General features: G+C 60.2%; 24 protein-coding genes and 1 other RNA gene. 9 read left to right on the forward strand and 16 right to left on the reverse strand.

All coding sequences use genetic code 11. The annotated features are described in order from the left end of the window. Positions 1–33: 33 nt before the first annotated feature. Complete coding sequence (locus WHX55_RS03465) at positions 34–495, reverse strand: cysteine hydrolase family protein (protein ID WP_353742073.1); 462 nt, start codon at positions 493–495, stop codon at positions 34–36. Between the two features lie 292 nt (positions 496–787). On the opposite strand from WHX55_RS03465, the gene WHX55_RS03470 reads away from it, so the two are divergent. Then, positions 788–1,051, forward strand: coding sequence for a hypothetical protein (locus WHX55_RS03470; protein ID WP_095942453.1), 264 nt, complete (start codon positions 788–790; stop codon positions 1,049–1,051). A gap of 155 nt (positions 1,052–1,206) precedes the next feature. On the opposite strand, the gene WHX55_RS03475 is transcribed toward WHX55_RS03470, so the two are convergent. The 5 genes from WHX55_RS03475 to WHX55_RS03495 form a co-directional block, all read right to left on the reverse strand. Beyond that, positions 1,207–2,244, reverse strand: a complete 1,038-nt coding sequence (locus WHX55_RS03475; RefSeq protein ID WP_353742074.1) for an alcohol dehydrogenase catalytic domain-containing protein — start codon at positions 2,242–2,244, stop codon at positions 1,207–1,209. Between the two features lie 16 nt (positions 2,245–2,260). Beyond that, positions 2,261–3,370, reverse strand: coding sequence for a Gfo/Idh/MocA family oxidoreductase (locus WHX55_RS03480; protein WP_353742075.1), 1,110 nt, complete (start codon positions 3,368–3,370; stop codon positions 2,261–2,263). Positions 3,371–3,461: 91 nt separating this feature from the next. Further along, positions 3,462–4,685 carry a hypothetical protein gene (locus tag WHX55_RS03485; RefSeq protein WP_353742076.1) on the reverse strand — a complete coding sequence of 408 codons (1,224 nt, stop codon included), beginning with the start codon at positions 4,683–4,685 and terminating at the stop codon, positions 3,462–3,464. Beyond that, complete coding sequence (locus tag WHX55_RS03490; protein ID WP_353742077.1) at positions 4,682–5,944, reverse strand: sulfotransferase; 1,263 nt, start codon at positions 5,942–5,944, stop codon at positions 4,682–4,684. Before WHX55_RS03490 ends, WHX55_RS03485 begins: the two co-directional genes overlap by 4 nt. A 66-nt stretch (positions 5,945–6,010) precedes the next feature. Continuing rightward, on the reverse strand, positions 6,011–6,781 hold the full coding sequence (locus WHX55_RS03495) for an SDR family oxidoreductase (protein WP_151214237.1): 771 nt from the start codon (positions 6,779–6,781) through the stop codon (positions 6,011–6,013). A gap of 313 nt (positions 6,782–7,094) precedes the next feature. Between WHX55_RS03495 and cysD the strand changes: the two genes are divergently transcribed. The 3 genes from cysD to WHX55_RS03510 are packed head-to-tail and all read left to right on the forward strand — an operon-like array spanning position 7,095 to position 10,857. After that, the gene (gene cysD / locus WHX55_RS03500; protein WP_151214238.1) at positions 7,095–7,991 is read left to right on the forward strand and encodes a sulfate adenylyltransferase subunit CysD; all 897 of its coding nucleotides are present in this window, start codon (positions 7,095–7,097) and stop codon (positions 7,989–7,991) included. Then, positions 7,991–9,892: a sulfate adenylyltransferase subunit CysN gene (cysN, locus tag WHX55_RS03505; RefSeq protein WP_150754315.1), complete on the forward strand. Its 1,902-nt coding sequence runs from the start codon at positions 7,991–7,993 to the stop codon at positions 9,890–9,892. Before cysD ends, cysN begins: the two co-directional genes overlap by 1 nt. Beyond that, positions 9,889–10,857: an acetyltransferase gene (locus WHX55_RS03510; RefSeq protein WP_150758036.1), complete on the forward strand. Its 969-nt coding sequence runs from the start codon at positions 9,889–9,891 to the stop codon at positions 10,855–10,857. The genes cysN and WHX55_RS03510 overlap by 4 nt, the downstream gene beginning before the upstream one ends. Positions 10,858–10,889: 32 nt before the next feature. Here the strand turns inward: WHX55_RS03510 and WHX55_RS03515 are convergent, their stop codons facing one another. After that, entirely contained in the window at positions 10,890–11,630 is a 741-nt protein-coding gene (locus WHX55_RS03515) for a TetR/AcrR family transcriptional regulator (protein ID WP_191624931.1), read from the reverse strand. 239 nt (positions 11,631–11,869) lie between these two features. On the opposite strand from WHX55_RS03515, the gene WHX55_RS03520 reads away from it, so the two are divergent. Beyond that, a complete protein-coding gene (locus tag WHX55_RS03520; RefSeq protein ID WP_150754318.1) occupies positions 11,870–13,006 on the forward strand; it encodes a LuxR C-terminal-related transcriptional regulator in 1,137 nt (378 codons plus the stop codon). A gap of 232 nt (positions 13,007–13,238) precedes the next feature. Here the strand turns inward: WHX55_RS03520 and ssrA are convergent. The 8 genes from ssrA to WHX55_RS03560 form a co-directional block, all read right to left on the reverse strand. After that, positions 13,239–13,632: a transfer-messenger RNA gene (ssrA, locus tag WHX55_RS03525) on the reverse strand. Positions 13,633–13,727: 95 nt separating this feature from the next. After that, positions 13,728–14,006, reverse strand: coding sequence for a hypothetical protein (locus tag WHX55_RS03530; RefSeq protein ID WP_150754327.1), 279 nt, complete (start codon positions 14,004–14,006; stop codon positions 13,728–13,730). A 330-nt stretch (positions 14,007–14,336) separates the two neighbouring features. Beyond that, positions 14,337–14,612, reverse strand: coding sequence for a hypothetical protein (locus WHX55_RS03535; protein ID WP_151214250.1), 276 nt, complete (start codon positions 14,610–14,612; stop codon positions 14,337–14,339). Positions 14,613–14,813: 201 nt separating this feature from the next. Further along, positions 14,814–17,624, reverse strand: coding sequence for an FAD-binding and (Fe-S)-binding domain-containing protein (locus WHX55_RS03540; protein WP_353742078.1), 2,811 nt, complete (start codon positions 17,622–17,624; stop codon positions 14,814–14,816). After that, positions 17,621–18,292, reverse strand: a complete 672-nt coding sequence (locus tag WHX55_RS03545; RefSeq protein ID WP_353742079.1) for a lactate utilization protein C — start codon at positions 18,290–18,292, stop codon at positions 17,621–17,623. Before WHX55_RS03545 ends, WHX55_RS03540 begins: the two co-directional genes overlap by 4 nt. After that, positions 18,292–19,746, reverse strand: a complete 1,455-nt coding sequence (locus WHX55_RS03550) for a LutB/LldF family L-lactate oxidation iron-sulfur protein (protein ID WP_150727501.1) — start codon at positions 19,744–19,746, stop codon at positions 18,292–18,294. Before WHX55_RS03550 ends, WHX55_RS03545 begins: the two co-directional genes overlap by 1 nt. After that, on the reverse strand, positions 19,743–20,567 hold the full coding sequence (locus WHX55_RS03555; protein ID WP_353742080.1) for a (Fe-S)-binding protein: 825 nt from the start codon (positions 20,565–20,567) through the stop codon (positions 19,743–19,745). The genes WHX55_RS03550 and WHX55_RS03555 overlap by 4 nt, the downstream gene beginning before the upstream one ends. 150 nt (positions 20,568–20,717) lie before the next feature. Then, positions 20,718–22,412 (reverse strand): lactate permease LctP family transporter, encoded by a 1,695-nt coding sequence (locus WHX55_RS03560; RefSeq protein ID WP_151214255.1) that lies wholly within the window; start codon positions 22,410–22,412, stop codon positions 20,718–20,720. Between the two features lie 261 nt (positions 22,413–22,673). Between WHX55_RS03560 and WHX55_RS03565 the strand changes: the two genes are divergently transcribed. Continuing rightward, the gene (locus WHX55_RS03565) at positions 22,674–23,441 is read left to right on the forward strand and encodes an FCD domain-containing protein (protein WP_150754333.1); all 768 of its coding nucleotides are present in this window, start codon (positions 22,674–22,676) and stop codon (positions 23,439–23,441) included. A gap of 140 nt (positions 23,442–23,581) precedes the next feature. Here the strand turns inward: WHX55_RS03565 and smpB are convergent, their stop codons facing one another. Further along, complete coding sequence (smpB, locus tag WHX55_RS03570) at positions 23,582–24,064, reverse strand: SsrA-binding protein SmpB (protein WP_008057382.1); 483 nt, start codon at positions 24,062–24,064, stop codon at positions 23,582–23,584. A 118-nt stretch (positions 24,065–24,182) separates the two neighbouring features. Between smpB and WHX55_RS03575 the strand changes: the two genes are divergently transcribed. Genes WHX55_RS03575 through WHX55_RS03585 form a run of 3 tightly spaced genes read left to right on the forward strand, consistent with a single transcriptional unit; the run spans position 24,183 to position 26,335 of the window. Further along, on the forward strand, positions 24,183–25,586 hold the full coding sequence (locus WHX55_RS03575; protein ID WP_150727498.1) for a sodium-dependent transporter: 1,404 nt from the start codon (positions 24,183–24,185) through the stop codon (positions 25,584–25,586). A 7-nt stretch (positions 25,587–25,593) separates the two neighbouring features. Next, a complete protein-coding gene (locus WHX55_RS03580; protein ID WP_103394085.1) occupies positions 25,594–26,028 on the forward strand; it encodes a type II toxin-antitoxin system RatA family toxin in 435 nt (144 codons plus the stop codon). Further along, on the forward strand, positions 26,021–26,335 hold the full coding sequence (locus WHX55_RS03585) for an RnfH family protein (RefSeq protein WP_150727497.1): 315 nt from the start codon (positions 26,021–26,023) through the stop codon (positions 26,333–26,335). The genes WHX55_RS03580 and WHX55_RS03585 overlap by 8 nt, the downstream gene beginning before the upstream one ends. Positions 26,336–26,382 lie beyond the last annotated feature (47 nt).

The raw sequence follows: 26,382 nt of genomic DNA on the forward strand, positions 1-26,382 counted from the left end.
TGATTGGCTCAATGATGTGGTGCTAATTGCAGATCAAAGTTGCTTGGAACTCACCGTGTGCTTGAAATGATGCTCCCAAAGCCTGACCCCCAACCTGCCCGTCCGGTCCAGCGATGACCCCACCGTCAAATCCGTGATCAACGTCGGCTGCAAACCCGCATCAAACAGCGCAAACCCCGCCGCCAGGCAGCAGGTCTCGGTCTGCAGGCCGCACACCAGCACGCGTTCGACGTTGAGGCTTCTAAGGTAGTCGATGGTTTCCGGTGTGGGCGCGTAGCCGTGCTTGATAAAAATGCGGTCGGCCGGGATCAGGCTGTCATCGTCCGGTGCGGGGTGCCAGCCGAGCTGTTTTTCGAAGGGGGTTATGGATTCGTCATGGCGCTCGACCGTGGCGACACTGGGCAGGGTGCCGATCAGCTTCTGGATACCGTCGATCAGCCACTGCGGCGGGTCGAAGCCGGGTTGTACGTCGATGATCAGGAGGGCTTGGCGCATGGGCTTCTCCGAGGGGATGGCAGTGATAGGGGCGACCGTGGATGCAAAATATTCTGGAGGTCTCGCTGGCCTCTTCGCGGGCGGGCAGCTGCAAAGCTTAGTCGTTACCGATGCCCATATTGCAAGCATGCACATAACAGCCTAGCGCGGCTGCCTAAGTGACCCTATCGTCAGATTTCACGTACCACAAAGTGCTTTTGTGAGTTGTGAGCGTACGATGTAACTCACGTTTTCGCTGAATTCCTGGGGGCGCGAACGAAGCGACTGAGCGGTATGGCATTGGAGAAAAATCATGATTCGCAAGCACTACTTGAAAGCCCTGGCGACGCTGCTCATCGCCGCCGGCGTGCAGTGGGTGACGCTACCCGTCTACGCGACCGAGCAGGGTGAACAACGGCGGGAAGCTCGCGATACCAGGCAGGAAGGGCGCTCTACTGCCCGGCAAACCAAGGATGAATGCAGAAAGGGCAGTGACAAGAGCAACGTGGAATGTCGCCAGGACAAGCGCAGCACCAAGCAGGATACCCGTCGTACAGCCCGGGACATCAAGTACTGATCGTTAGCGTGAGTCCTGGTTGCGCCTGACAACAGGTCAATCCTTCCACGCGTCGGTTAAGCGGTTCGGGATTTCGAGCGCTGGTGGATGTTGTTGGATGTCCACTTCGATCCAGGGCGGACATCATCGAAATGCGCCGCCCATCTGCTTCAAGGTCATCCGATACCCATTGTGCATCCGAACGTCACCAATACCTTGGCCGATTCATCTGCACGCGCGGCGGTAGCGAAGGCTTGCTCGAAGTCTTCGAAGGCGTAGCGATGACTAATCAGCGCGGTGGTGTCGATCCGGCCTGCGGCGAGGATCTCCAGCACCTCGCCAAACTCGGTGGGATAGGCCATGGCGGTGGTCACTTCCATCTCCTTGCCCAGCGCCATCGCCAAATCCATGGCGACCGGTGCGTGATGCACCGCCACCACCGTCAGATGTGCCCCGAAACGTGCGCGCGCAATGATTTGGGGAATGACCGGAGCGGCGCCCGACACCTCGATGAATTCGTCGGAATCCACCACTGGCATCCCGTAGAGCGTGCCAGCGCCATGGCGCTTGCCGATTTCAGCCCAGAGATCGCAATTGTCGGGATTGAACGTGGCGTTTGCACCGAGTGCGCGCGCACGTTCCAGACGTGAGTCCACGCGATCGACGGCGATGATGTCCGCGACGCCGCGCAAACGGAGCATTGCCACGACACCGAGCCCGATGGGACCCGCGCCGAAAACGACTACTTTGCTACCAGCGCCGGCACGCGACCGGTTGACGCCGTGCAGCGCGACGGCGAGCGGCTCGACCAGTGCAGCGGTTTCGAAGTCCAGGGTGTCGGGAATGGGGTAGACCGACGACTCGGCCATGACATTGCGCACGAGAATGTGCGAGGCGAAGGCCCCAGGGCCTCCGGAGCCGATCATGTTCGCAGGCGTCGTCGGGTTGACCACTACGCGCTGGCCTTTGCGCAGCGCAGTCACTCGCGCGCCCACCTCCTCGATCACGCCCGAGAACTCATGCCCGAGCGATAAGGGACCATCGCCCCCCATCGGCAGGCCACCGGCGCGCGCATAACCGAGGTCAGAGCCGCAGATACCGCAGACCACGACCTTGACCACAATATCGTCCGGCCCGGCACTGGGGCGCAGTACCTGTTCGACACGAATATCGTCAGGTCCGTGAACCGTTGCATGAAGCATCAATTTCGTCATAGCAGAGTCCTTCATTTCAGATTGTGATCCAGGCGCGCTTGCGCGCCGACAGTCGAATGGCGTCGAGCACCTGTTGGCCTCGCGCAGCGTCGTTGAATGTGGCGGCACGCTCGGGGATCGCGGGTGCGCGATTTTCGATCCGCGTGCGCATCTCGGCGAACAGGCGCGCATAGGGCGCAACATCGAAGCCCATGGTGTGCCAGCGGTCCTGCTCGGTCTGGATCAGCTCGGCGACGGGAAAAGCTGTCGGCATTGCGTTGACCAGATCCGCGGGCATCTCGATGCGCCGCACACCATCGGTGTCGCTCACCCAGACTTCTTCGGGGTCACCAAACGTCGCGCCGCTCTGAATCCACGCGCCGCCTGCGCTGCCCACCACTTTGGTGGCCATCACCAGCGGCCCCGGCGCGGCCAGCGCGGCGATGATTGACCCGGCAACACCGCTGTCCGTTTCGAACTGCACGGTGTAGCAATCGTCGGCTGTCATGGTGGGGCGCCCGGGCGCCAGCGTCTGCAGCATGCCGCTGACACGAGCGATGGGGCCGAACATGTATTCGACCTGATCGATCATGTGCGAGCCGAATGCGCCAAGGAAACCGCCGCCCTGGTCAGCGTCCTCCCACCAGTCGCTGAGCTTGCTTGTCGAGTCCTGCAGGCCCGGTTGATGGTAGATGCGCAGGAAATGGCGCGGTGTGCCGATCAGACCCGACTGAACGACGCGCCGCAGCAACGCCTGCGCGCTGTCGAAGCGGAATTCGGCGCCGAGCAGGTGATGAACACCTGCCTTTGTCGCGGCTTCGCGCATCTGCACCGCTTCGGCGGCGTCGCGGGCAAAGGGCTTTTCGCACACGACATGCCGCCCGGCGGCGATCGCGGCCATCACCGGTGCATAGTGTGCGTGCGGGGGCGTTGCCACCGTAACGAGCTGTATCGCCGGATCAGCCAGCACCTGGGCCAGACTATCGGTCGCCAGTGGGATACCCAGTGGCGCGGCGCGGGCGATGGTGCGGGCACGGTCTCGGCCGACGATGGCGCGCACCTCGAAGCCGGCCTCGCGCAACGCACGGACATGGGTAAAAAGGCCGAAGCCGGTGCCGACCACGGCGGCACCTATGGGATGGGTCATCAGAGATCGCCTCCATGCAGGACATGATCGAGCGCCACGATGCAGTGCCGTGCCATTTCGCCGAGCTCGGCCATGTGTTGCGACAGCACGCTCATTGCGCCACCTCGCCACTGATGATCGGCACGATGTCTTCAAGTGCCTCTTCACCACGTTCTTGCAGCACGGCGAGCGCAATACGGCGCAGCGTTACCTGCGGCGGCTCGCCCTGTGTGCCAATCAGGCGCAAACTCATGCCGCCATGGACATGGCCGAAGGACTGGACCCAATTGCCGGCGATGCCGGGCTGGCCTTGCGCAACGATGACGCGCACCGAGCCGTCGTGGCGATAGCTGGCCTTGTACTTCTGCACACAACCGCCACCGTCCTCGTAGTTGTCGAGGTTCTCTTGCCAGATCGAACAGAGCTGGAATATCCAGTAATCACAGGCTGAGGGCAGGAAATCGATAACCAGCGCCTCGTCGCCAGCACACTCCCATGTACCGAAGCCGTGGTGTCGGTCCGGCACGCCGCCATTGGACAGGTACACCGCGCGGTCGAAGCGGATGCGGTTTGGCCGCTGGCTGAGATTGTCCTGCCACCAGCTGCGCACCAGCTCGCAATAGCCAAGTACCATCTGACCCGCCTTGGCGAGCGCATCGCTTATTTCGGCGGCGGTGACGGGTCGCGGTTGCGGGCTATCGATCCGTTCGATAGTGAAGTGAGGCGGCGCGGTATTCGCGCGATCATGGTAGAGCGTGCGCACCAGGAGACCGACGCAGTCCGGTGAGATCGACAGCCAGTCGCGCCCGTCTGCGGGTTTGTTCTGGCTGACCACGATCTCGAAGTTGCCCTGCGCATCGAACTTCACCTGGCGTGAGGAGATGAAGCCGGTGGTCTGCAGCGCAGCGGGATCGAATTCGTCAAGACCGGATACGCCACGCGTTGCCCAGTCCTGAGCGCCGGGATGGCGCGGTTGTGGCGCGCGCCATGAGGCAATGACGAAGTACGGCAGCCCGCCACGATGGCCACGAATGACATAGTCATGACTACCGTCGACGAACTCGGCAAGCAGATGATCCTGATCGGGAGACTGGAAGTTGATGGACTGGCGCCAGGGCGCATCGCGCAGGCGCGGCCGTTCTGGCTCGCAGTTCTCCAGGTAGCGTTCGAACCCGTTGCGCATGAGCCGGGTCATGAATCGATACCATTCGGCGCGGTCGAGGGTATCGGCCTCGGCGCCGAAAGCATTGACCCTGTGGCCGGCCTGGCGAACGGTTTCGCAGAAGTCGTCCCACGCGCGGCCGGACAACAGGCGTTCCATAGCTTGATCGGTCATGGCCGCTCTCCTTCGATGCGCTCTGGCCTGACCGAGAAGCGCTCATAGTAAAAGCCGAATCGCTCGCGCAAAGCGGCAACATCAACCCCGAAATCGCCTTTCAGGTCATAGACGACGCGACCATGCTTGCCCCGTGGATTGGCGTTCAGATAGGCCTGGATCCGCGTCTTGGCGTCGGCGGTCAGTGGCAGGCCGGCCATGGCATAGATGCGTTCGATCACCGTCTGTTGGTCGGCCATGTAGTCGTCGAAGAGCACATCGAGCGATTGGCCGGCGGGAACACTGTCCCGGTCCCGAACGCAGGCGCGCAGCAGATGTTCCACTCGATCTGTCCAATAGCGCGCCAACGCCTTTACGTCGAGGGTATGGCGGCGGATGCGGTCGCCATAGGCGATCATGGTGATGGCGGACTGGAGCACGGCTACGGGGTCGCGATGGGTGATGACGAGCGTGGCGTCGGGATAGGTCGTCACCAGCGGCCGCAGGTTTTCCATGTGCGGTGGCGATTTCATCACCCATCGGTTCGGGCCCTGGAGCCAGGTGAGCGCCTGCAGGACTCGGCGACCATAACGGTAGTGCGGCGTCTGATCGTGGCTGTAGTAGTAGTCGCGCCAGCGACACGGGCGAGACTGCCATTCCGGCAGATAGGACGAGAAGTCCAGGCCTTGCAGTTCGATGTCTTCATGCACGTGGGTGGGGGACATTTCGTGCATCGCCGGCATGAACGGCAATATGGCTTCGAATTCGCCCCAGGCCTGGCGGGTACGAACGATACGCGGATCTTCCCCGTTTGATGTTTGGTCTTGCGGCGCAGGAATCGGCTCCATCGCTTCCCAAAGCGGCATCGAACGCAGTCGCGGATCGGCTGCCAGGATGTTGACCAGGTGGGTCGTGCCTGAGCGGGGAAGGCCGGCGACGATGATCGGCCGATCAATCGCGACGTCGTTGATTTCCGGGTGTCGCTTCACCAGATCTTCGAAGCGCAGGCGCGAAGATGCGTAGCGCACAGCATCGCCGAACATCCCCGCGCGGCCCAGGGGGCCGAGCTCCGTGTCCTCGTCAAAACTCTTCAGCCAGACTCGCAGCCGTTCGCGGAAGTCGTCCGAACCGAAGTCGGAAAGCCCCGTGCGCTGGCATGCGGCTGCCAGGACGGCCTCCTCGCGCATTTCCACGGGGGGGACGCCCGCGATCGCTCGACGCTGCCGCTCGGTCAGCTCGGGGGCGCCCAGGTCTGTGATACGGATGATGTCAGGTTTCATGCGCTGCTCCATAAGTGTGAGGAGAGGTGTTGGCGACAGGCAGTACGGGAAGGGCCGACGCCGGACTCAGCCGGCGACCGTGAAACCGCCATCGACAGGCAGTGTCTGTCCCGTGATCCAGCCGGCAGCGGCGCTCGTCAGGAAAAGGACTGGACCGGCGATGTCCTGCGGCACCCCAAGCCGTGCTGCCGGCGTGCGTGCAAGCGTGGGCGCGGACCACTGCGGATTGGCGACAGTCGTCGCCGTCATGCGGCTTGCGGTAAGCCCCGCCGCGACCGCGTTGACGCGAATGCGTCCGCCCCAATGGACCGCCAGTGCCCGGGTCAGCCCGACGACGCCAGTCTTTGCCGCGCCATAGCCGGGCACCACATCGATCCCGAAGAACGAGCTCATTGATGCAATGCCGATGATCGAAGGGCCGCCTGGCAGCGTGCTTTGCAGGAGTTTGTCTGCGCAGCCATGCGCCATGCGATAGCCACCAACGAGGTGCATGCGCACCGCGCGTTCGAAAACGTCCGGTTCGTACTCGTCCAGGCCACAGCTTGGCAGCGCAAAGCCGGCGTTGTTGACGAGGATGTCCAGGCGCGGCAGCGCTGCTGCAACGGCAGAAATGTTGTCTGCGTTCTCGATGTCGAGCTGCAAGTAGCGGTAGCCGTCGAGGTCAATGTCGTAATCGGCGGCGCAGGGCCGGGTGCCGGTGATCGTCACCTGCGCACCTGCTGCTTGGTACGCAGCGGCGATGCCGGCCCCGATGCCGCTGGTGCCACCGGTCACCAGGACATGGCAATTGTTGTAGTCAAACTGAAGGTTCGGCCAGTCGGCCTGTTGAGTGTTCATGGGGCGTTGCCTCCAATAGGTACACCTGATTGCTGCGGCGCAATGAGCCAGTCGATCAGGAGCAGCAGCTATCGCCCCGACCGACTGGCGGTTCAAGATAAGGCGATAGTATTAAAAGCGTTCGAACTGTGAATAGTCTAAACGGACGATGATCCGTGCAATTGCGAGATCTACCTTTAAAGCCAGTTTAAGTAACAAGGCTTAAAAAAGAGGTGGGCGATAAACGTCCACACGCAATCGCACCTCGAGTGACTGGGCCGGGCATCGGATTCTCGGTGGCATCCCGACCCAGCGCAGAGGAAGGAGGAAACACATGCTGACGCACTTGCAGCGTCTTGAGGCCGAGAGCATTCACATCATGCGAGAAGTGGTCGCTGAGTGTGAGAACCCGGTAATGCTCTACTCCGTCGGTAAGGACAGTGCAGTGATGCTGCACCTGGCCCTGAAGGCGTTCCACCCGGGAAAACTGCCGTTCCCATTGCTGCACGTCGACACGACCTGGAAGTTCCGCGAGATGATTCAGTTCCGCGACGCCATGGCGAAAAAGCACGACTTCGACCTGCTCGTCCATATCAATCCCGAGGGGCTGGAAAAGGGCATCAGCCCCTTTTCCCATGGTTCGGCCATACACACCGACATCTGGAAAACCGAGGGATTGAAGCAAGCGCTGGACAAGCACGGTTTCGATGCGGCCTTTGGCGGCGCACGGCGGGACGAAGAGAAGTCGCGGGCCAAGGAGCGAATATTCTCGATCCGCTCCGAGCAGCACCGCTGGGATCCCAAGCTGCAACGCCCCGAACTGTGGCGGATGTATAACGCCCGAAAGCACAAGGGCGAAAGCATCCGGGTGTTTCCCCTGTCCAACTGGACCGAGCTCGACATCTGGCAATACATCTATCTGAACGACATTCCGATCGTGCCGCTTTACCTGGCGAAAGAGCGACCGGTGGTGGAGCGCGACGGCACGCTCATCATGGTCGATGACGAGCGCATGCCACTGAACGACGGCGAGGTTCCCGAGATCAGGAAAGTGCGTTTCCGCACGCTGGGTTGCTACCCGCTGACCGGCGCAATCGAGAGCGAGGCCGACTCCTTGACGGCCATTATTCAGGAAATGCTTCTGGCCAGGACGTCCGAGCGCCAGGGTCGCCTGATTGATCACGACTCCGCGGGCTCGATGGAGAAAAAGAAACAGGAGGGGTATTTCTAATGGCACACGTATCCGATTTGATTTCCGAAGACATCGAGCAATATTTGAAATCCCACGAGAACAAGAGCCTGCTGCGTTTCATCACCTGCGGCAGCGTCGACGATGGAAAAAGCACGCTCATCGGGCGCCTGCTCTACGAGTCGAAGATGCTCTTCGAAGACCAGTTGAGCCAGCTGGAAGCGGATTCAAAGAAGGTGGGAACGCAAGGTGGCGACCTGGATTTCGCACTACTGGTCGACGGACTTTCCGCCGAGCGTGAACAAGGCATCACCATCGATGTTGCCTATCGCTTCTTCTCGACCGACAAGCGCAAGTTCATCGTGGCCGATACACCGGGCCACGAGCAATATACGCGCAACATGGTCACCGGAGCCTCGACAGCGGATGTCGCCATCATTCTGATCGACGGGCGCAAAGGGGTGCTGACCCAGACGCGGCGACACAGCTATCTGGTGTCGCTGATTGGCATTCGCCATGTCGTGCTGGCCATCAACAAACTGGATATGGTGGGTTACTCGAAAGAGATCTACGACAAGATAGACGCGGACTATCGCGCTTTCGCCAGCCAGATTAGCCTGCAGAATATCGTCACCATCCCGATGTCAGCCCTGAAGGGCGACAATATCACCGAGCCGAGCGCGAACACCCCTTGGTACCAGGGGCCGACACTGATGGGATACCTTGAGACGGTGCAGGTCGAGGATGCTGCGGATCAGTCCGGGCCGTTTCGCATGCCGGTGCAGTGGGTCAACCGACCGAACCTCGACTTCCGCGGCTATGCCGGGATCGTTGTCGGCGGCAGCGTCAAGCGCGGCAATCGCCTCCGTGTCTTGCCGTCGGGGAAGGAAAGCCGGGTCGCGCGTATCGTGACGCGCGAGGGTGACCTTGAGGAAGCCGTCTCTGGCCAGTCGATCACGATTACGCTCGAGGACGAGATCGATATCAGCCGGGGCGACATTCTCGCGACGATCGATGCACCGGCCAGGGTGGCAGACCAGTTCGAGGCGACGATCGTCTGGATGAGCGATGAGCCGATGCTGCCGGGCCGCCCCTATCTGTTGAAGATCGGCACCAAGACCGTGACGGCCACCAGCGCGACACCGAAATACAAGGTCAACGTCAATACGCTCGAGCACCTCGCCGCCAAGACACTGGACCTGAATGAAATCGGCGTCTGCAACCTGAGCTTTGATCAGCCAATCGCATTTGATCCCTACAAGGAAAATCGCGATACCGGCGGTTTCATCATGATTGACCGCCTGACCAACAATACGGTCGGCGCCGGACTCCTGCACTTTGCCTTGCGTCGCTCGCAGAACATCCACTGGCAGGCGATTGACGTTAACAAACAGGCGCACGCCACCCTCAAGGGGCAGAAGCCTTGCGTACTCTGGTTCACAGGGTTGTCGGGTGCCGGCAAGTCCACGATCGCGAACCTCGTCGAGAAGAAACTGCATGCATTGGGCAAACATACCTATCTGCTTGATGGTGACAACGTGCGCCACGGCCTCAACAAGGATCTCGGTTTCTCCGAAGCCGACCGGGTCGAGAACATCAGGCGCGTAGGTGAAGTCGCCAAGTTGATGGTCGATGCGGGGCAGATCGTTCTGGTGTCCTTCATCTCACCATTCCGATCTGAACGCAGAATGTCGCGCGAGCTGGTGGAGCAGGGCGAGTTCTTCGAGGTGTTCGTCGACACGCCGATCAGCGTGGCCGAACAGAGGGATCCAAAAGGCCTCTACAAGAAGGCTCGCCGTGGCGAACTGACGAATTTCACCGGCATCGATTCCCCCTACGAGCCGCCGGAAAACCCGGAAATTCGCATCGACACCACCGCTTGCTCTCCCGAGGAAGCAGCCGAACTGATCGTCAGCCATCTTGTCGCTCGCGAGGCCCTATGAATCGCTACGTTGCATTCAATGGGGATGCCGATGGACTGTGTGCGTTGCAACAACTGCGGCTTGCCGCGCCTGACGAGTTCGCCAGCGCGGAGCTGCTGACCGGAGTCAAACGCGACATTCAGTTACTGCGGCGTATCGAAGCGTGCGAGGGGGATACCATCACTGCACTCGACATCTCCCTCGATCAGAATCGTACCGATCTGCTTCGCCTGCTTGAGGCGGGCGCTTCGGTGCGCTACTTCGATCATCATCACGCAGGGGAGATGCCTCGGCATGGGCGCTTCGAGCCTTATATCGACGAGGCTGCCGACGTCTGCACCAGCATCCTGGTCGACCGCTATCTTGGCGGTCGCCATCGTGTATGGGCGATTGCTGCGGCATACGGCGACAGCCTGCCTGAAGTGGGCTGCGCCATGGCCAAGGCGCAAGGCATAGGCGCTGGAGCGGTCAGGACCCTGGAGCGGCTCGGCCTCTATCTCAACTACAACGCTTATGGCGAGACCGTTGCCGATCTGCATTTCGATCCGGCCGAACTGTCGAACCTGATGCAGCCGTTCGCCGACCCGCTGGAGTTCGTCACAGGCTCGGACGCCTACGCGCGGCTGGCGGCAGGCTATGAGGAGGACATGGATCTGGCTCGCCGGCTTACACCGACACGCCAGATACCCGGCGCGATGCTGCTGATGTTGCCTGACGTTCCATGGGCGCGGCGGGCGATTGGAACCCTGGCCAACGAGCTCATGCAGGCACAGCCAGATCGCGCGCTCGGTATCCTGTCGCCCAAAAGGCAAGGTGGGTTCACCGTAAGCGTGCGCACTCCCGGACATAGTCCGGTGGCTGCGGCTGACTTCTGCCGCACCTTTGACACCGGCGGTGGCAGGAAACTGGCGGGAGGTATCAATCATCTGCCCGAATCGGAAGTCGACCGTTTTACACGCGAGTTCGAAACGAGCCTCTCCAGGTAGCAGTCATTACCCATGCAATGTTTACAGCTGCCTCATGAGGGCAAGCTGTAAACGTGGGCTGGAACCTGTTCGGGTACGTCAAGGCGGGAAAGAAGGGAGACAGTTTCGGGCGACATGGGGCTCGCCAGCAGTGCCACCAGGCAGTCTTCGATGTTCTTGATGAACAACTCGGTGTCCATCACCAAGGTCTTCTTATCGCTCGCATCAAGCATGCGAGAGTGATCGGCGAGCCCATGGAGGAGCAATACTGCCGCCAAGTGCAGGCGCTGCTGGGCCACGGACTCCGGCAGGTCCTGGAGGACCCCGAGCAGCGCCCGCCTCAACCGATCCACCTGACCCAGATTGAGCGTGGAAGCGCGCAGGTTCTGTACGGAGAGCGTATGCACCGCCACCAGTTGGGCATCCAGACGGATAAAGTCCTTCCCTCCGTTGGGATCGAACATCTTGTCGGCCACCGGATACATCAGCGCGCGGACCACGTCTCTTACCGAAGGATTACCTCGCTTCTCCAGTTCATCGAGCAATGCGTTGCGCCGGCTGGCAATACCAGGCTCATGCTTGTCGAGGATGGCCTGCAGCAAGCCGTCCTTGCTGCCGAAGTGGTAATTCGTGGCGTTCTTGTTCCGCTGCCCGGCGGCTTTGTTGATGTCGCTTAACGACACCCCTTCGATACCGCGCTCGGCGAACAGCCGTTCGGCAATTGACACGAGCTTTGCTCGCGTGACGACGCTTTTCAGTGTCAAACGTTCGATTTTCCTGACTTGCTGGGTCATCACACCAATCTTTTGAGTCGACCAATGGTACGAAACGAATCGCAGTTTAACATCGGCCATAGGGTGGATCGTACAAGTAAACTCACCGGCCGGCCGGTGCGCTTCGCAGGACGCAAAGTTACACGATCTCGCAGGTAGGCCCACCTCCTTTCAGACTATAGATCCGGGTGTTGCGCTCAATCGACGAGGGCACCTATTCTCGACCATCTCCAACACTAATAAATATAAAAGGATTGTCCATGCAGAGCCTCAGCCTCGAGACGTTCAGCGAGTTCGTCGGCAATCTCTATCAAGGACCGCTGGAGAACATCCCCTGGACGACCTTCCTCAACCGGCTCAATGTGTATCTGCAAAGCAAATTCGTCACCTTCATCCTGCGCCCACCGAGTCAACACGACACTGGCCTGATGATTCACACCACTGGCTCCTCAGCCGAAATCACGGCCTCCTATAACCAGCACTTTTTCACCCTCGACCCCTTTGTCGACCTGCCCAACCGCCAGGTCGTCACCCTGGCCGAATTCGTCTCCGACGACGACTGGCAAAACTCAGAGTTCTGCAAGAATTTCCTCGAACCGCTGGACGTGTTCCATATCCTCGGCGCCGACATCAACACTGCCGATGGCGCTCAGTGCCGCATCCGCATCAGCCGCGGTCGAGACGACAGGGCCTTCAACAATGATGAAAAGGCCCTGTTGGCGCAGTTCATTCCGCACCTGGAACGGTCGATCGAGATCCATATGCGGTTGAACCAAATCGAAACCGAGCGCAACCTCTATGCCGGCGCGGTAGATCAGATGGCGGTTGGCACGATCATTCTCGACGAAGCCGGCAAAGTGCTGCGGACCAACCAGGTGGCCGACCGCCTGATCCAGGAAAAAGACGGTATCAAGCTGGTCAACGATGGCCTGCAGATCGGTACCGCGCGTGACACCCAGGAGTTCCGCCGCCTGGTGAAACAGTCGCTGCTCTCGCAAAAAAGCAGCAACCCCTCGGTGGTCGAAGCCCTGCGCGTGCAACGCCCTTCGGGCCGCGCGGACCTGGGCATCATCGTGCGCTCGGTACCGTTGTCAGACTGGAGCGAAGGCAAACAGTGCCCAGCGGTGGTGATTTTCATCAGCGACCCGGAACAGCAATCCAGTGCACCGCAAGAGATTGTCCGCGCCCTGTTCGACTTCACCCCGGCCGAAACCCAGCTGGCCATGCTGCTGGCCAACGGCCTGACCCTGGACGAAGCCTCCGAAGAACTGGGCATCAGCCGCAACACCTCACGGGCACACCTGCGTTCGACTTTCTCCAAGACCGGGGTGACCCGCCAGACCATGCTGGTGCGGTTGATCCTGCGCAGCGTCGCGACCCTCGGTTATTGCAATTAGTCGCCGCGTTGGATGCATCGGTGTCGGGGCCTGGCGAAAACGGTTGATTAACCATGAGTAACGCCGGCAACCTCATCCTCGGCCGCCGCCAGTACGCGGTCTGGAGAGGCTCACCATCGATGAGGATTTAATCCTTGTCTTTTGGTTTGACAGCCTTGAGTTGGCGGTCTGAGAGGCGGGTGGATTTCAGGCACAAAAAAAGACGCCCCTTGGGCGTCTTTTTTCGTTGAAGTGGTGGAGCCGGGGGGATTTGAACCCCCGTCCGCCAGTACTCCGCTGTCGGTACTACATGCGTAGCCGTGTCTATTAAGTTAACCCTCAGCGACCCGACGGGCAGGGTGCTTTGGGCGAGTTGTGTAAGTTTTAGCCGCTTCGTCCACAACGTACTGCACGGCGATTCTGTTCTATATGACAATCACTTTGGGTTTACAGACATCCCCTGATGATTGCTGGACCCGAAGGTACCAGGAGGGAAGGGCTAAGGCTGCTTACGCAGCGAGAGCGTATTCCCCGTAGGTTTCGTCATTGGCAACTATAGGAAGTTGCAACAGTGGATTTACGAGTTCTGTTACCAACTCGGCATGCACCTAAAGTTTCGCAACCGGCGTCGAATCCTAAACGGCCCCGAGCCTGGTGCTCTGTGAATCAAAGTGAGCAACAAGCCTGAGTAGTGTACGCCAACGCGCCCCGGAAGGCCAACCCGAAGGTTGACCACCACAGATCATGGGTTTGGCTGGTTGCTCTGACTGTCAGCGAGTGCCAATGCCTGGGTGGCCTCGGTGACGCATTTTTTGTCGTCTCCGGAGGCTTGTGAGGCTTCGGCGCTGGACATCAGCCTTTTGATCTCCATTGAGGTGTTTGTGGAGGTCGCCGGCAACGCATTCACTTTGCCTTTGAGCTCTTGCAACTTGCTCGTACAAAGGTTGTTGTCCGCAGCAAATACAGGAGAGGCCAGCATGGCAGCAGCAATGAACAGGCCTGCGAGTGTGGTGCGTTTCATGGGGATCTCCTTGAGCTGAGGGTCTCGGTGCTGCCGTATGAGCGGACGGCCAAGCCGAGCCCGAAAAATCAGCCGCGATCTGACGGGGCCTACCTCAAAGACTACGATTCAACGCAAGAATTCGGTTTTTTCAGACAATGTGTCGAGCTTTTCCAGCGATGGGGGGACACATTTCCAGAGCCCAGAAGCAACAAAACCCGCAACTGGCGGGTTTTGGTTTGCTTCATAGCGGGTGCAACCGGGCCTTGAATTCTCGGCTGCCAGTACTCCGTTGTTGATGTACGCCAACGCGGCCCGCAAGGCCAACCCGAAGGTTGGCCGTGAACCGGGTTACTTCCCGCCTTTTTTCGAGTCGCTGACGGCCTTGATGATGTCGTTGGTCTCGGCGACGCAATCATCAATGCCTTCCTTGGTGCCTTTTGCCTGGTCGGCTTTGGCTTGCTCGACGGAGGCTTTTACCTGGTCAGTCATTTCCGGAGGAATCTGTGCCTTGCCGTTTTCGATGGTTTGCAGGTTGACCGCGCATAGGTCTTTTTCGGCCGCAAACGAAGTGGAAGCCATGATGGAAGCAGCAACGAACAAACCTAACAGCACAGAACGATTCATGTGTTTCTCCTTGAACTGAAGGGCCAGCATTGCTGGCCATCAAATCGGTCTACCGAGTTTTGGGAAGGTCCCGCATTAGCGGGACTTGATCAGTGGACTGCGGCGGCACATCAGGGTTCTTTTTTCTGCTGTAGAGCTGTCGATTCCGACAAGAAGCGTTAACGAAGGGCACCTTTATGCGCCTTCCTTTAGATCCTGCTATCAGGGCACCCTAGCCTGGGTAACGCGGTCCACCAGATAGACTAGTCCGTGGTAGTCAATGCCGCCATGTTGCGTCAGGCCGATCTCACAGGTGCGGCTGGTGGAAATCCCCTCGCTGCACTGTTGCACCGCGTCTTTGAGCGTGCGCAGCGAATGGGCGTTCAGTTCCGGGGTGGTGAAACCCTTGTCACCAGCAAAGCCGCAGCAGTGAATGCCTTCGGGAATCACCACGGTTTTGCTGCATTTGCGCGCCAGGTCGATCAGCGCCTGGCTTTCCCCGAGGTGCTGGGTGCTGCAGGTTACATGCACGGCGATGGGGGCTTCCTGAGGCGTGAAGTCCAGGCGATCCATCAAGTGCGTGCGGATGAAGCGCACCGGGTCGTACAGGTCCAGACGAACTTCGCCGAGGTCTTGAACCAGGCGCAAGGTGCAGGGGCTGGTGTCGCAGTAGATCGGGTCGAGCCCGCCACGGCTGGCGTGGAGCAGGGCGCCGATCAGTTCCTGTCGTTTGTGCTCCGCTTGTTCGGCATAGCCTTTGGAGGCGAATGGCTGACCGCAGCAAAGGCTGTCCAGATTGTCCGGGAACACCACTTGATAACCGGCCTTTTCCAGCAGGCCACGGGTCTTGTCGTGCAGCGACATTTGCTCCGTGTCGCCCGCCGCCGGGCCCATGACGCGGGATACACAGGCAGCCAGATAGACCACACGCGGGCGCGCGTCGGTCACCGCCGGACTGAAGCGAATGGCTTTTTCCGGTTGCGGCATCGCGTTGGTCCACTGTGGGACCTGGCCCTTGGACAGGCGCGTTAACGTTGCCGACAACTTCGCCAATCTTGGTGTGCCCAGCAACATCCGCGCGCCATTGGCCACGTGCAGGCTGAATCGTGCACCTTGCAGTGCCGTGGCGAAATTTCCTTCAAGCCAGTTGGCGGTTTTCGTATGCGTCGCCTTCCGGCTACGCAGCTTTTTCACCAGTTCGCCGGTGTTGATGCCTACAGGGCAACGTTGTGCACAGAGGCCGGTCGCGGCGCAGGTATCGATGCCTTGATAGTCGTAAGCGGCTTCGAGGTCGGACGTATCGATGCCTGCGCGTTTCTTCGCCTGAATGTCGCGCCAGATCACGATGCGCTGACGCGGGCTCAGGGTCAGTCCTTTCGACGGGCAGACCGGTTCGCAGAAGCCGCACTCGATGCACTTGTCCACAATCTCGTCAGCAGCGGGCAAGGGCTTGAGGTGCTTGAGGTGGATCTGTGGATCTTCGCTGAGCACCACGTCCGGATTGAGAATGCCGTTGGGGTCGAGCAGTCGTTTGAGTTGCCACATCAGCTGGTAGGCATCGCTGCCCCATTCCAGCTCGACGAACGGCGCCATGTTGCGCCCGGTGCCGTGTTCGGCTTTCAGCGAACCGCCGAACTCCACCGCCACCAGTTGCGCCACGTCGTCCATGAACGCCTGATAGCGTGCGACTTCTTCCGGGCTGTTGAAGCCTTGGGTGAAGACGAAATGCAGATTGCCTTCCAGGGCGTGTCCGAAAAGGATCGCTTCGTCGTAGTGATGTTTGTCGAACAGTTCGATCAGGCGGTTGACGCCGATGGCCAGCTGTTCGACCGGGAAGGTGACGTCTTCGATGATCACCGTGGTGCCGGTCTTGCGCACCGCGCCGACGGCCGGGAAAGTGTCTTTGCGGATGGCCCAGAGACGGGCGTTTTCCTGCGGGTCTTCGGTGAAGTCGACCTGCTTTTCCACAGGGAACGTCTTCAGCGACACCATGATCTGCGCCAGTTGCTCGTGCAGCAAGGTGGACGACGCCGCGCGGGATTCGATCAACAGCGCACAGGCATTATTCGACAAATGCTGTACGAAAGCGGGCATGCCGGGTTTGTCCTGCACCGAGCGCAGGCTGCGCCGGTCCAGCAATTCCACGGCCGACACCGGTTGGCTTTTCAGCACTGTCACTGCGTTGCAACAGGTTTCCACGTCCGGGAAAACGATCAACGCCGAGGCTTTATTCGGGTGGTCGATCACGGTGTCGTAGGTCACGGCACTGATGAACCCGAGCGTGCCCTCGGAGCCCACCAGCAAGTGGCTCAAGATATCCACAGGCTCGTCGAAATCCACCAGGGCATTGAGCGACAGGCCGGTGGTATTTTTCAGACGGTATTTGTGGCGAATTTTTGCAGCCAGTTCGGCGTTTGCGCGGGTCTCGCGGCCCAATGTCGCCAGACGCTCCAGCAGCGTGGCGTGACTCTGGCGAAAGACTGCAACACTGGCAGCGTCTTCGGTATCGAGACGGCTGCCGTCAGCCAGGACCAAGCGAATCCCGGCCAGGGTGTGATAGGTGTTTTGCGCCGTGCCGCAGCACATGCCGCTGGCATTGTTGGCGACGATGCCGCCGATCTTGCAGGCGTTGATCGAGGCCGGGTCCGGGCCGATCTTGCGTCCGAACGGTGCCAACCAGGCGTTGGCCTGAGCACCGATCACCCCCGGTTGCAGGCGGATTTGCGTGCCTTGGCCGCGAATCTCGCGACCGTTCCAGTTATCCCCCAGCACGATCAGCACCGAGTCGCTGATGGCCTGGCCGGACAGGCTGGTGCCGGCCGCGCGGAAGGTCACTGGGACCTGATCGCGCTGGGCGAGTTTCAGCAGGGCCACCACTTCATCTTCGGACTCGACGCGTATCACCAGTTTTGGAATCAATCGGTAGAAACTTGCGTCGGTGCCGAAGGCGAGGGTCGATAACGGGTCGTCGAAACGTCGCACCTGGGGAATCAGTTGCTGCACATCACGCAGGAAAGCGGCCGGTAGACTCATTGGTCCTCCAGGATCAGCACCACCAGGTCCTTCGGACCGTGTGCGCCGTAGGCGAGAACCTGCTCGATATCGGCTGTTTTCGACGGGCCGGATACCAGCAACGCATTGGTCGGCATACCCTGGGCCCATTCGAATTCTTGCTGCACTTGATAGAAGTTGTCGCGGATGTCGCTGTCCTTGAGCAGGGCAAAATGCACGGGTGGCACAAGACTCATCAAACGCGGTTCTTCCCGGGTTGGCCAGAGAATCAGACTGCCCGTGGCAGCGATGGCGCCGAGGGTGGTGGTCAGGCTCGCCGGGGTGTCGTTGAACAACTCGGCTTTCCATTCTTCAACCGGACGGTCGTAGGCCTTGAGCATTGGCAGACCGGGATTATTCGCCCAGTGCTGCGCGATCCGTTGACCGTGGGGGGTCGTCGGTGCGATCAGCAGACTCGGCAACTGGCGGTCCCGCAGCAATTGCACGAGTAGCGTCGGCCACTCTTCGCCGGACGTCAGATGAATTTCCGTGTGCACCGCTTCCATCAATTTGCGCAGTTGCGCAATGCGCTGCTCCGGCGCGTAGGTGTAAGGCTGGGTCACCAGATCGACATCAAAGTTGTCGGCCACCGGAGTGGTGCCTGTCAGACTTTTACGCAACTTGGCGAGGATATTTTGCTTGGCGCTCATCAGCGGTCTCCCTGTTTGGCCAAATGCTCGCGGGCCATGTCATGCAGTGAGCGGGCGGCGGGTTTTGGTGCGCTGTGGTTTTGCGTCCACGGGCCGACGTTGCTCGGCGTGAGTGCGCGCAAACGGGTGGCGAAGAAACCGAACAGGCGATACAGCGTCGGCGAGCTGTTGAGCTTCGCCCAGGCGTTCCAGATGAACCGCTCCTTGCGCGAATACTTGCTGCCCTGGCCGCGCATCACTTGATGGGGGCTGTCCGGGGCCTTGACATTTTCTTCCCGCAGGCGCCGTAGCAAAGCAGGGATCGGGATTTTCACCGGGCAGACTTCACCGCAGGCGCCGCACAGCGAAGAAGCACTCGGGTGATCCGGGACTTTCGCTAGGCCGACCATGTGCGGGGTGATGATTTTTCCGATAGGGCCGGGGTAAACCTCCCCATAGGCATGGCCGCCGATTCGGGTGTAGACCGGGCAATGATTCATACAGGCGCCGCAGCGAATGCAGTTCAGGGTCTGGCGCAATTCGCTGTCGGCAAAGGCCTGGCTGCGGCCGTTATCGAGCAGTACCAGGTGCACTTCCTGCGGGCCGTCGAGTTCATGTTCCTTGCGCGGGCCGGAGATCATGTTGACGTAGGTGGTGATCGGAATGCCCAGGGCCGAGCGGGTCAGCAATGACAGCAACGGCACCACGTCGCGCAGGTTCTCGACGACTTTCTCGATGCCGGTGACGGCAATGTGCACCGGCGGCACCGTGGTGGTCATGCGCCCGTTGCCTTCGTTTTCCACCAGCAACAGGGTGCCGGTTTCGGCCACGGCGAAGTTGACGCCGGAGACGCCGATGTCCGCTTCGAAGAATTTCTGCCGCAGGACTCTGCGGCCGATCTGAATGAGTTGGTCAACGTCCTTGGTGTATTCCACGCCAAGTTTGTCGTGGAACAAGGACGCGACCTGACCGGCATTCTTGTGGATTGCCGGCATGATTATGTGTGAAGGCTTCTCGTGGTCGAGCTGGACGATGTACTCGCCCATGTCCGATTCCAGGCATTCAATGCCCTGTTCAGCGAGGACATGGTTCATCTCCATCTCTTCGCTGACCATCGATTTGCCCTTGATCACTTGCCGCCCCTCGTGAGCGCGGATGATCGAGAGGACGATGCCATTGGCTTCGTCCACCGTTTCCGCCCAGTGCACTGTCACACCGTTGCGGGTCAGGTTCTGTTCCAGTTGTTCGAGCAGCTCGGGCAACTTGGACAACGCGCGGGCGCGGACAGCATTGCCCAGCGCACGCAAGTGTTCTCTTTCATGGGCATCGCTGAACGCCGCTGCCCGTTTGGTCATCAGTGAATCCATCGCCTTGCGAAAGTTGCCTCGCAATTGCGCGTCACCCAGCGCGTTGTGGGCGCGGGTGCGGAAATCTTCTTCTACGGCAACCGTAGGAATAATCGTGGAAGTGCTCATCGGGCACCTCCGGTACGCTGCCAGAGGAAGCTGGCCAGATGCTGACCGCGTAACGCTTCCTGCTGTTTTTCCAGTGAGCCGTTGATGTTCATCAAACAGCCGCAGTCGGCACTCAACACCTTGTGCGCGCCGGACTCCTTCAGTGCCCGGGTCTTGTCAGCCACCATCGCGCCGGAAATGTCTGGCATACGGACGCTGAATGTCCCGCCGAAGCCACAGCATTCGCTTTCGTGGTCGTGGTTGACCCGTTCCACGTTGCTCAACTGCGCCAATAATTCGCGGCCGTGCAGGTGGGTGTTCATCTCGCGGCGTGCCGAGCACGAGGTGTGCAGCGCCACTTTTACGGGCTCGCCGCTGTCCTTGAGCTGCACCTTGCAGACAAACAACAGGAACTCGGCCAGTTCGTAGGTTCTGGCCGCCAGCGCCTGAACCTGTTTCAACGTGTCCGGCTCGTCCTTGAACAAGTCGGCGTAATGTTCGCGCAGCATGCCCGCGCAAGAACCCGACGGCACCACCACCGGATAGTCGCCGGCAAACAGCGCCAGTTGTGAGCGCGCCACGGTCCGTGCCTGTTCGGTGTAACCCGAGGTGTAGGCCGGTTGGCCGCAGCAGCTTTGCCCTTGCGGGTATTCGACACGAATGCCTTCGCGCTCCAGCAGGTGGATCGCATCCATCCCGGCTTGCGGGTAGAACAAATCGACCACGCAGGTCCCGAACAGGTAGACCCGTGACGGTTTCTCGCTGGGGTACTGCCGAGGCTCGGGCAGTGGCGGGGCGACACGGGTCGCATTCGGCACGGCGTTGTAAAAAAGCTCGCTCATCAGGCGGTCTCCGGGTGGTCCCGGTTATTCGTCTGTTGAGGCTGCTGAATATAGAGCCGGAAGCTTTCAGCAGCCTTACAGACCGGGGTGTGAATAGCGGACGCCGGGGGCGTGGCCCGGCGTCGGTTTTTATCGTGTTGCTTGTAGCCCTTAGTGCACCAGCATGCCGGTGAACCAGTAGGCCTGGGCCAACGTGATCAAGCCGACAATCGTTGCAAAGAATAGGCTGTGCTTGAGGGTGAAGCGGAACAGATCCGATTCTTTGCCCACCAGGCCGGTTGCGGCGCAGGCCACCGCGATCGATTGTGGCGAGATCATCTTGCCGGTCACACCGCCGCTGGTATTAGCAGCCACCAGCAGGGTGTCGTTGACACCGATCTGGTGCGCGGTGGTCGCTTGCAGCGAACTGAACAGGGCGTTGGACGAGGTATCGGAACCGGTGAGGAACACGCCCAGCCAGCCGAGGAACGGCGAGAAGAACGGGAAGGCCGCGCCGGTGCCTGCCAATACCAGGGCCATGGTCGAGGACATGCCCGAGTAGTTGGTGACGAAGGCGAAGGCCAGCACCATACCGATGGACAGGATCGGCCAGCGCAGTTCGTAGAAAGTCTCTTTAAAAGTGGTCAGACCAGTTTTGAGGTTGATCTTCAGCACCAGCATGGAGATCAGGGCCGAGAAGAAAATCGCCGTGCCGGTGGCGGAAATCGGGTCCAGTTTGAACACTGCCGGAAGGGCGGTTGGCGCGACCACGATCGGTGCGACCTTGATCACCATTTGATCCAGGTGCGGGATGGCGAAGTTGAACACCCAGCTGTACATCGAGCCGCCGGCGGCGAACATCGCCTTGAACGGTTTCAGGGTCCAGATGGTGACCAGTACGGTCAGGATCAGGAACGGTGACCAGGCCTTGAAGATTTCCCCAAGGCTGTAAGGCGAAGCTACGGTAGTGCGTTTCTGGCCGAAACCACCGACGCTGGCGCTCACCACGGAGGCCGAGACAGCGCCGACGATGTGTTGGCCGGCGGCGCGTTTTGGTTGCCAGACTTTCAGGAACAGGGTCAGGGAAATCAAGCTGGCCAGGGCCGAGGTGATGTCCGGCAGTTCCGGGCCGATGAAGTTCGAGGTGAAGTACTGGGTCACGGCAAAGCTCAAACCGGCCACCAGGGCTGCCGGCCAGGTTTCCCGCACGCCGCGCAGGCCGTCCATCATGAACACCAGCCAGAACGGCACGAACAGCGACAGCAGCGGCAGTTGGCGGCCGGTCATGGCGCCGATCTTGAACGCGTCGATGCCGGTGACTTGGCCGGCCACAATGATCGGAATGCCCAAGGCGCCGAAGGCCACCGGCGCGGTGTTGGCGATCAGGCACAAGCCAGCGGCGTACAGCGGGTTGAAGCCAAGTCCTACCAGCAGAGCAGCGGTAATCGCCACCGGTGCACCAAAACCGGCTGCACCTTCGAGGAAGGCGCCGAAGCAGAAACCGATCAGCAGGACCTGCAGGCGCTGGTCATCGGTGATCGACAGGACCGAACTGCGGATGACTTCAAACTGCCCGCTCTTGACCGTCAGTTTGTAGAGGAACACCGCTGCCACGATGATCCAGGCAATCGGCCACAGGCCATAAGCGAAGCCATACCCTGCGGCGGCGAACGCCATGTCGACCGGCATCTGGAAAGCGAAGATCGCCACCAGAATCGACAAAGCCAGGGTGATGCTGCCGGCCACATGTCCTTTGAGGCGGAACACGGCCAAAGCCAGGAAGAAAAACACGATGGGGATGACGGCGGCGAGTGCGGACAGGCCGAGGCTGCCGAGCGGGGTATAGAGCTGTTGCCAGGTTTGCATATGGGGTGGCCCCTAATTGTTGTTGGTCAGGCACTGATCAGCGTTCTTGGATAATTGGTAAGACCAATTTACAATCGCTGTTGGCTAGGGTAAAAGCCTTGTAGGCGGTGTGTCAATTTGCCGCCCTAAAACTTTTGTCTTATGCGAAGTGCGCAGGTCGTCTGCCTGGTATGACCAAATGCGTTGTGGCAGGTGCTGGCGCGGCGCCGATAGGCCAGAATAGAGCCCCGGCGAGCCGTCGGATCGTGGAGTAATCGAGTTATGGGGTTTGATCAGATTCGTCAGCGCCGTTTGTCTGACGATATTGTCGAGCAGCTTGAGGGCATGATCCTCGAGGGTACGCTGAAAGCGGGTGAGCGCTTGCCGGCCGAGCGCGCGCTGGCCGAGCAATTTGGCGTGTCACGCCCTTCGTTGCGCGAAGCCATTCAGAAGCTGACCGCCAAGGGCCTGCTGGTCAGCCGCCAGGGCGGTGGCAACTATGTGGTGGAATCACTGGGTAGCACCTTCAGTGATCCCTTGTTGCATCTGCTGGAAAGTAATCCCGAGGCGCAACGCGATCTGCTGGAGTTTCGCCATACGCTGGAAGCGTCTTGCGCCTACTACGCGGCGCTGCGTGCCACAGAGGTGGATCGCGAGCGGCTGACCGCGGCATTCAACGAATTGCAGGACTGCTATTCGCGTCACGAAGAGGTGAGTCGTGCCGAAGAGGGTGCGGCGGACGCAAGGTTTCACCTGGCGATCGCCGAGGCCAGCCACAATGCCGTGTTGCTGCACACCATTCGCGGGCTGTTCGACCTGCTCAAGCGCAACGTGGTGACCAACATCGGTGGCATGTACAAGCAGCGCACTGAAACCCGCGACATGCTGATCACGCAGCACCGGGAGTTGTATCAGGCGATTATCGAAGGGCGGGCGGAGCAGGCGCGGGAAGTTTCCAGCCGGCACATTTTGTATGTGCAGGAGGTGCTGGAAGAAGTGCGTCAGGAAGTGCAGCGCATGGCCCGGGCGGAGCGGCGCAAGGGGATGTAGTCAGTCGGATGTGTATCGTTTATGCGGTCGCCATCGCGAGCAAGCTCGCTCCCACAGGTTCCAGGTCTGCCGCATAACATCGGCATCCACGGATCTTGTGGGAGCGGGCTTGCCCGCGAAGGGGCCTCAAGGCGAAAGAGTCAGTCTTCCTTGCCCTTGTTGCGTACCGCACGCTGCAACTCGCGACCGGCATCGCGTTCGCGTTCGGTATCGCGCTTGTCGTATTCCTTCTTGCCCTTGCCCAGGGCAATTTCGCACTTGACCATGTGCTTGCTCCAGTACCAGGACAGGCACACGCAGGCGTAGCCCTTTTGCTGCACGGCCGCGGCCAGCTTTTCCAGCTCGCGCCGGTTGAGCAGCAATTTACGGGTGCGCACCGGATCCGCGATGACGTGGGTACTGGCGGTCGTCAGGGGCGTAATGTGGCTGCCGAGCAGCCAGGCTTCGCCATCCTTGAGCAGCACGTAGCTGTCAACCAGCTGCAGCTTGCTTGCCCGCAGACTTTTTACTTCCCAGCCGGCCAGGACCAGACCAGCCTCGAACCGATGTTCGATGAAGTAATCGTGTCGCGCCTTTTTATTTTGCGCGATGGTCCCTGTTGGGTGTTTCTTCTGTTTAGCCATAGGGGCGGCATTATAGGGAGTTGCACGCGAGTCGGCTACGGTGTTGCTACGTGCTTGAGCAGGTTGATTGAATCCCGGACAATGCGGCCTCTTTTTTGAACGCTTGGGCGTGATAACGATGTCGACAGACAAGGTTTCTGTCCACGGCAGTTGGGCTAGCCGCTGGGTCTTCATACTCGCCGCGACCGGTTCGGCCGTGGGGCTGGGTAGTATCTGGAAATTCCCGTACATGGTCGGCGTCTATGGCGGCGGCGCCTTCGTGCTGATGTTCCTGGCCTGCATCGCGCTGATCGGGGTGCCGGTCATGCTGGCGGAAACCCTGATCGGCCGGCGTGCCCGGCAGAGCCCGGCCAATGCCTTGAAGATACTGGCGGTCGAGGCGGGGCACTCGGCCAAATGGTCCTGGGGCGCATTTGCCGGGATGATCACGGCATTGCTGATCCTGTCTTTCTACAGTGTGGTCGGCGGCTGGTCGCTGGATTACATCATCGACATGGGGCGTGGCGACTTCCAGGGCGCGACGCCGGATCAGGTGGGGGCTTACTTCGGCAATGTGATCGCCGATCCCTGGCGCCTGACACTTTGGCACACGATTTTCATGCTGTTGTCCGCGGTGGTGATCGCCAAGGGCGTGGTTGCCGGGCTTGAGCGCAGTTTGCGCATCATGATGCCGCTGCTGTTCGTGATGATTCTTGTGTTGTTGGGCTACAGCATGACCACCGGGCATTTCATGGAGGGCGTACATTTCATGTTCGACTTCCACCCGGAAAAGGTCCTGGACGGCTTGCTGCCCGCGATGGGGCATGCGTTCTTTTCCCTGAGCGTGGGCGTCGGCTCGATCATGATCTACGGTGCTTACATGCCAAAGAACTCGTCGATCTCAGGGACGGTTGTCGGCGTGGCGCTGCTCGACACCTTCGTTTCCCTGGTGGCCGGCCTGGCATTGTTTCCGATTGTGTTCGCAGCGGGCCTGAATCCGAGTGAGGGGCCGGGGCTGATGTTCGTCAGCCTGCCGTTTGCCTTCGGTAACGTGGCGTTCGGGCAATTGATGGGTGTGGTGTTCTTCGTGCTGGTGGCGGTCGCTGCCTGGAGTTCGGCGATTTCCCTGCTTGAGCCGATGGTGGCCTACCTGGTCGAGCGCACTAAAGTGAGTCGTGCCTGGGTCACCTTCTGGCTGGCTTTCAGCTGCTGGTTTGTCGGTCTGGGCACGGTGTTCTCCTTCAATATCTGGAAAGAGGCCAAGTTCTTCGTGAACGAAGGCGGGATGTTCCACCTCTACCAATGGGGAGCAACCGGTGGTCTCGACTTCTTCGGTGTGATCGATTTCTTCACCTCGCGACTCATGTTGCCCCTTGGCGGTTTGTGTTTCGTGGTGTTTGCGGGCTGGATCATGGGGCGTGAAGCGGTGCGCGACGAGTTGTCGACCCGCAACCCTGCGCTGTTTGGCCTGTCCTTGTTCTTGATGCGCTATGTGGCGCCCATCGGCATTCTCGTAGTGTTTGCCGCCCAGCTGTGGAAGTGACGCTGACATGACGACACACATTTCACGTTCGGCCTTGCTGCCGTACCCGGCGCAAGCGCTGTATGACCTGGTCAACGACGTGGCGCGCTATCCGGAGTTTCTGCCGTGGTGCTCGTCGGCCGAAGTCCTGGAGAGCTCACCTGAGCATATGCGGGCGAGCGTTGGCGTGGCGAAGGGTGGCCTCAGTCAGCATTTCGTGACGCGCAATACCCTGGTTCCCGGTCAATCGATCGAAATGAACCTTGAGGAAGGCCCGTTCAATCAGTTGCATGGCGTGTGGGTATTCAAGCCGCTGGGCGAGAAGGCCTGCAAGATCAGCCTCGATCTGTCGTTCGATTATGCCGGGCCACTGGTTCGTGCCACCTTGGGGCCACTGTTCAATCAGGCTGCGAACACTTTGGTGGATGCGTTCTGCCAGCGCGCCAAGCAGATACATGGTTGAGGTCATGATTGAAGTTGAGGTGGTCTACGCGGCCGTAGACCGTCAGGTGCTGCTGACAGTGGCCGTGCCTGTCGGAACGACCGTGCGGGCGGCCTTGCTCAGGTCGGCCGTGGCTGAAGAGTTTCCGGAGCTGGATCTGACCCATTGTCCTGTGGGGATCTTCGGCAAGGTTGTGGCCGATCCAGAGCGTCGGTCTGTCCAGGCAGGGGATCGTATCGAGATTTATCGACCACTGCTGGCCGATCCGAAAGAGGTGCGCCGACTGCGCGCGGCGAAAGCTGCCGAGGCCAAAGCGCGGAATCAGTGAGTGGCTTGAACGCCAGACAATAAAAAGCCCGGGCAAGCCGGGCTTTT

This window comes from Pseudomonas fluorescens (genome assembly GCF_040448305.1).
In the GTDB taxonomy this organism is placed as follows: domain Bacteria; phylum Pseudomonadota; class Gammaproteobacteria; order Pseudomonadales; family Pseudomonadaceae; genus Aquipseudomonas; species Aquipseudomonas fluorescens_BH.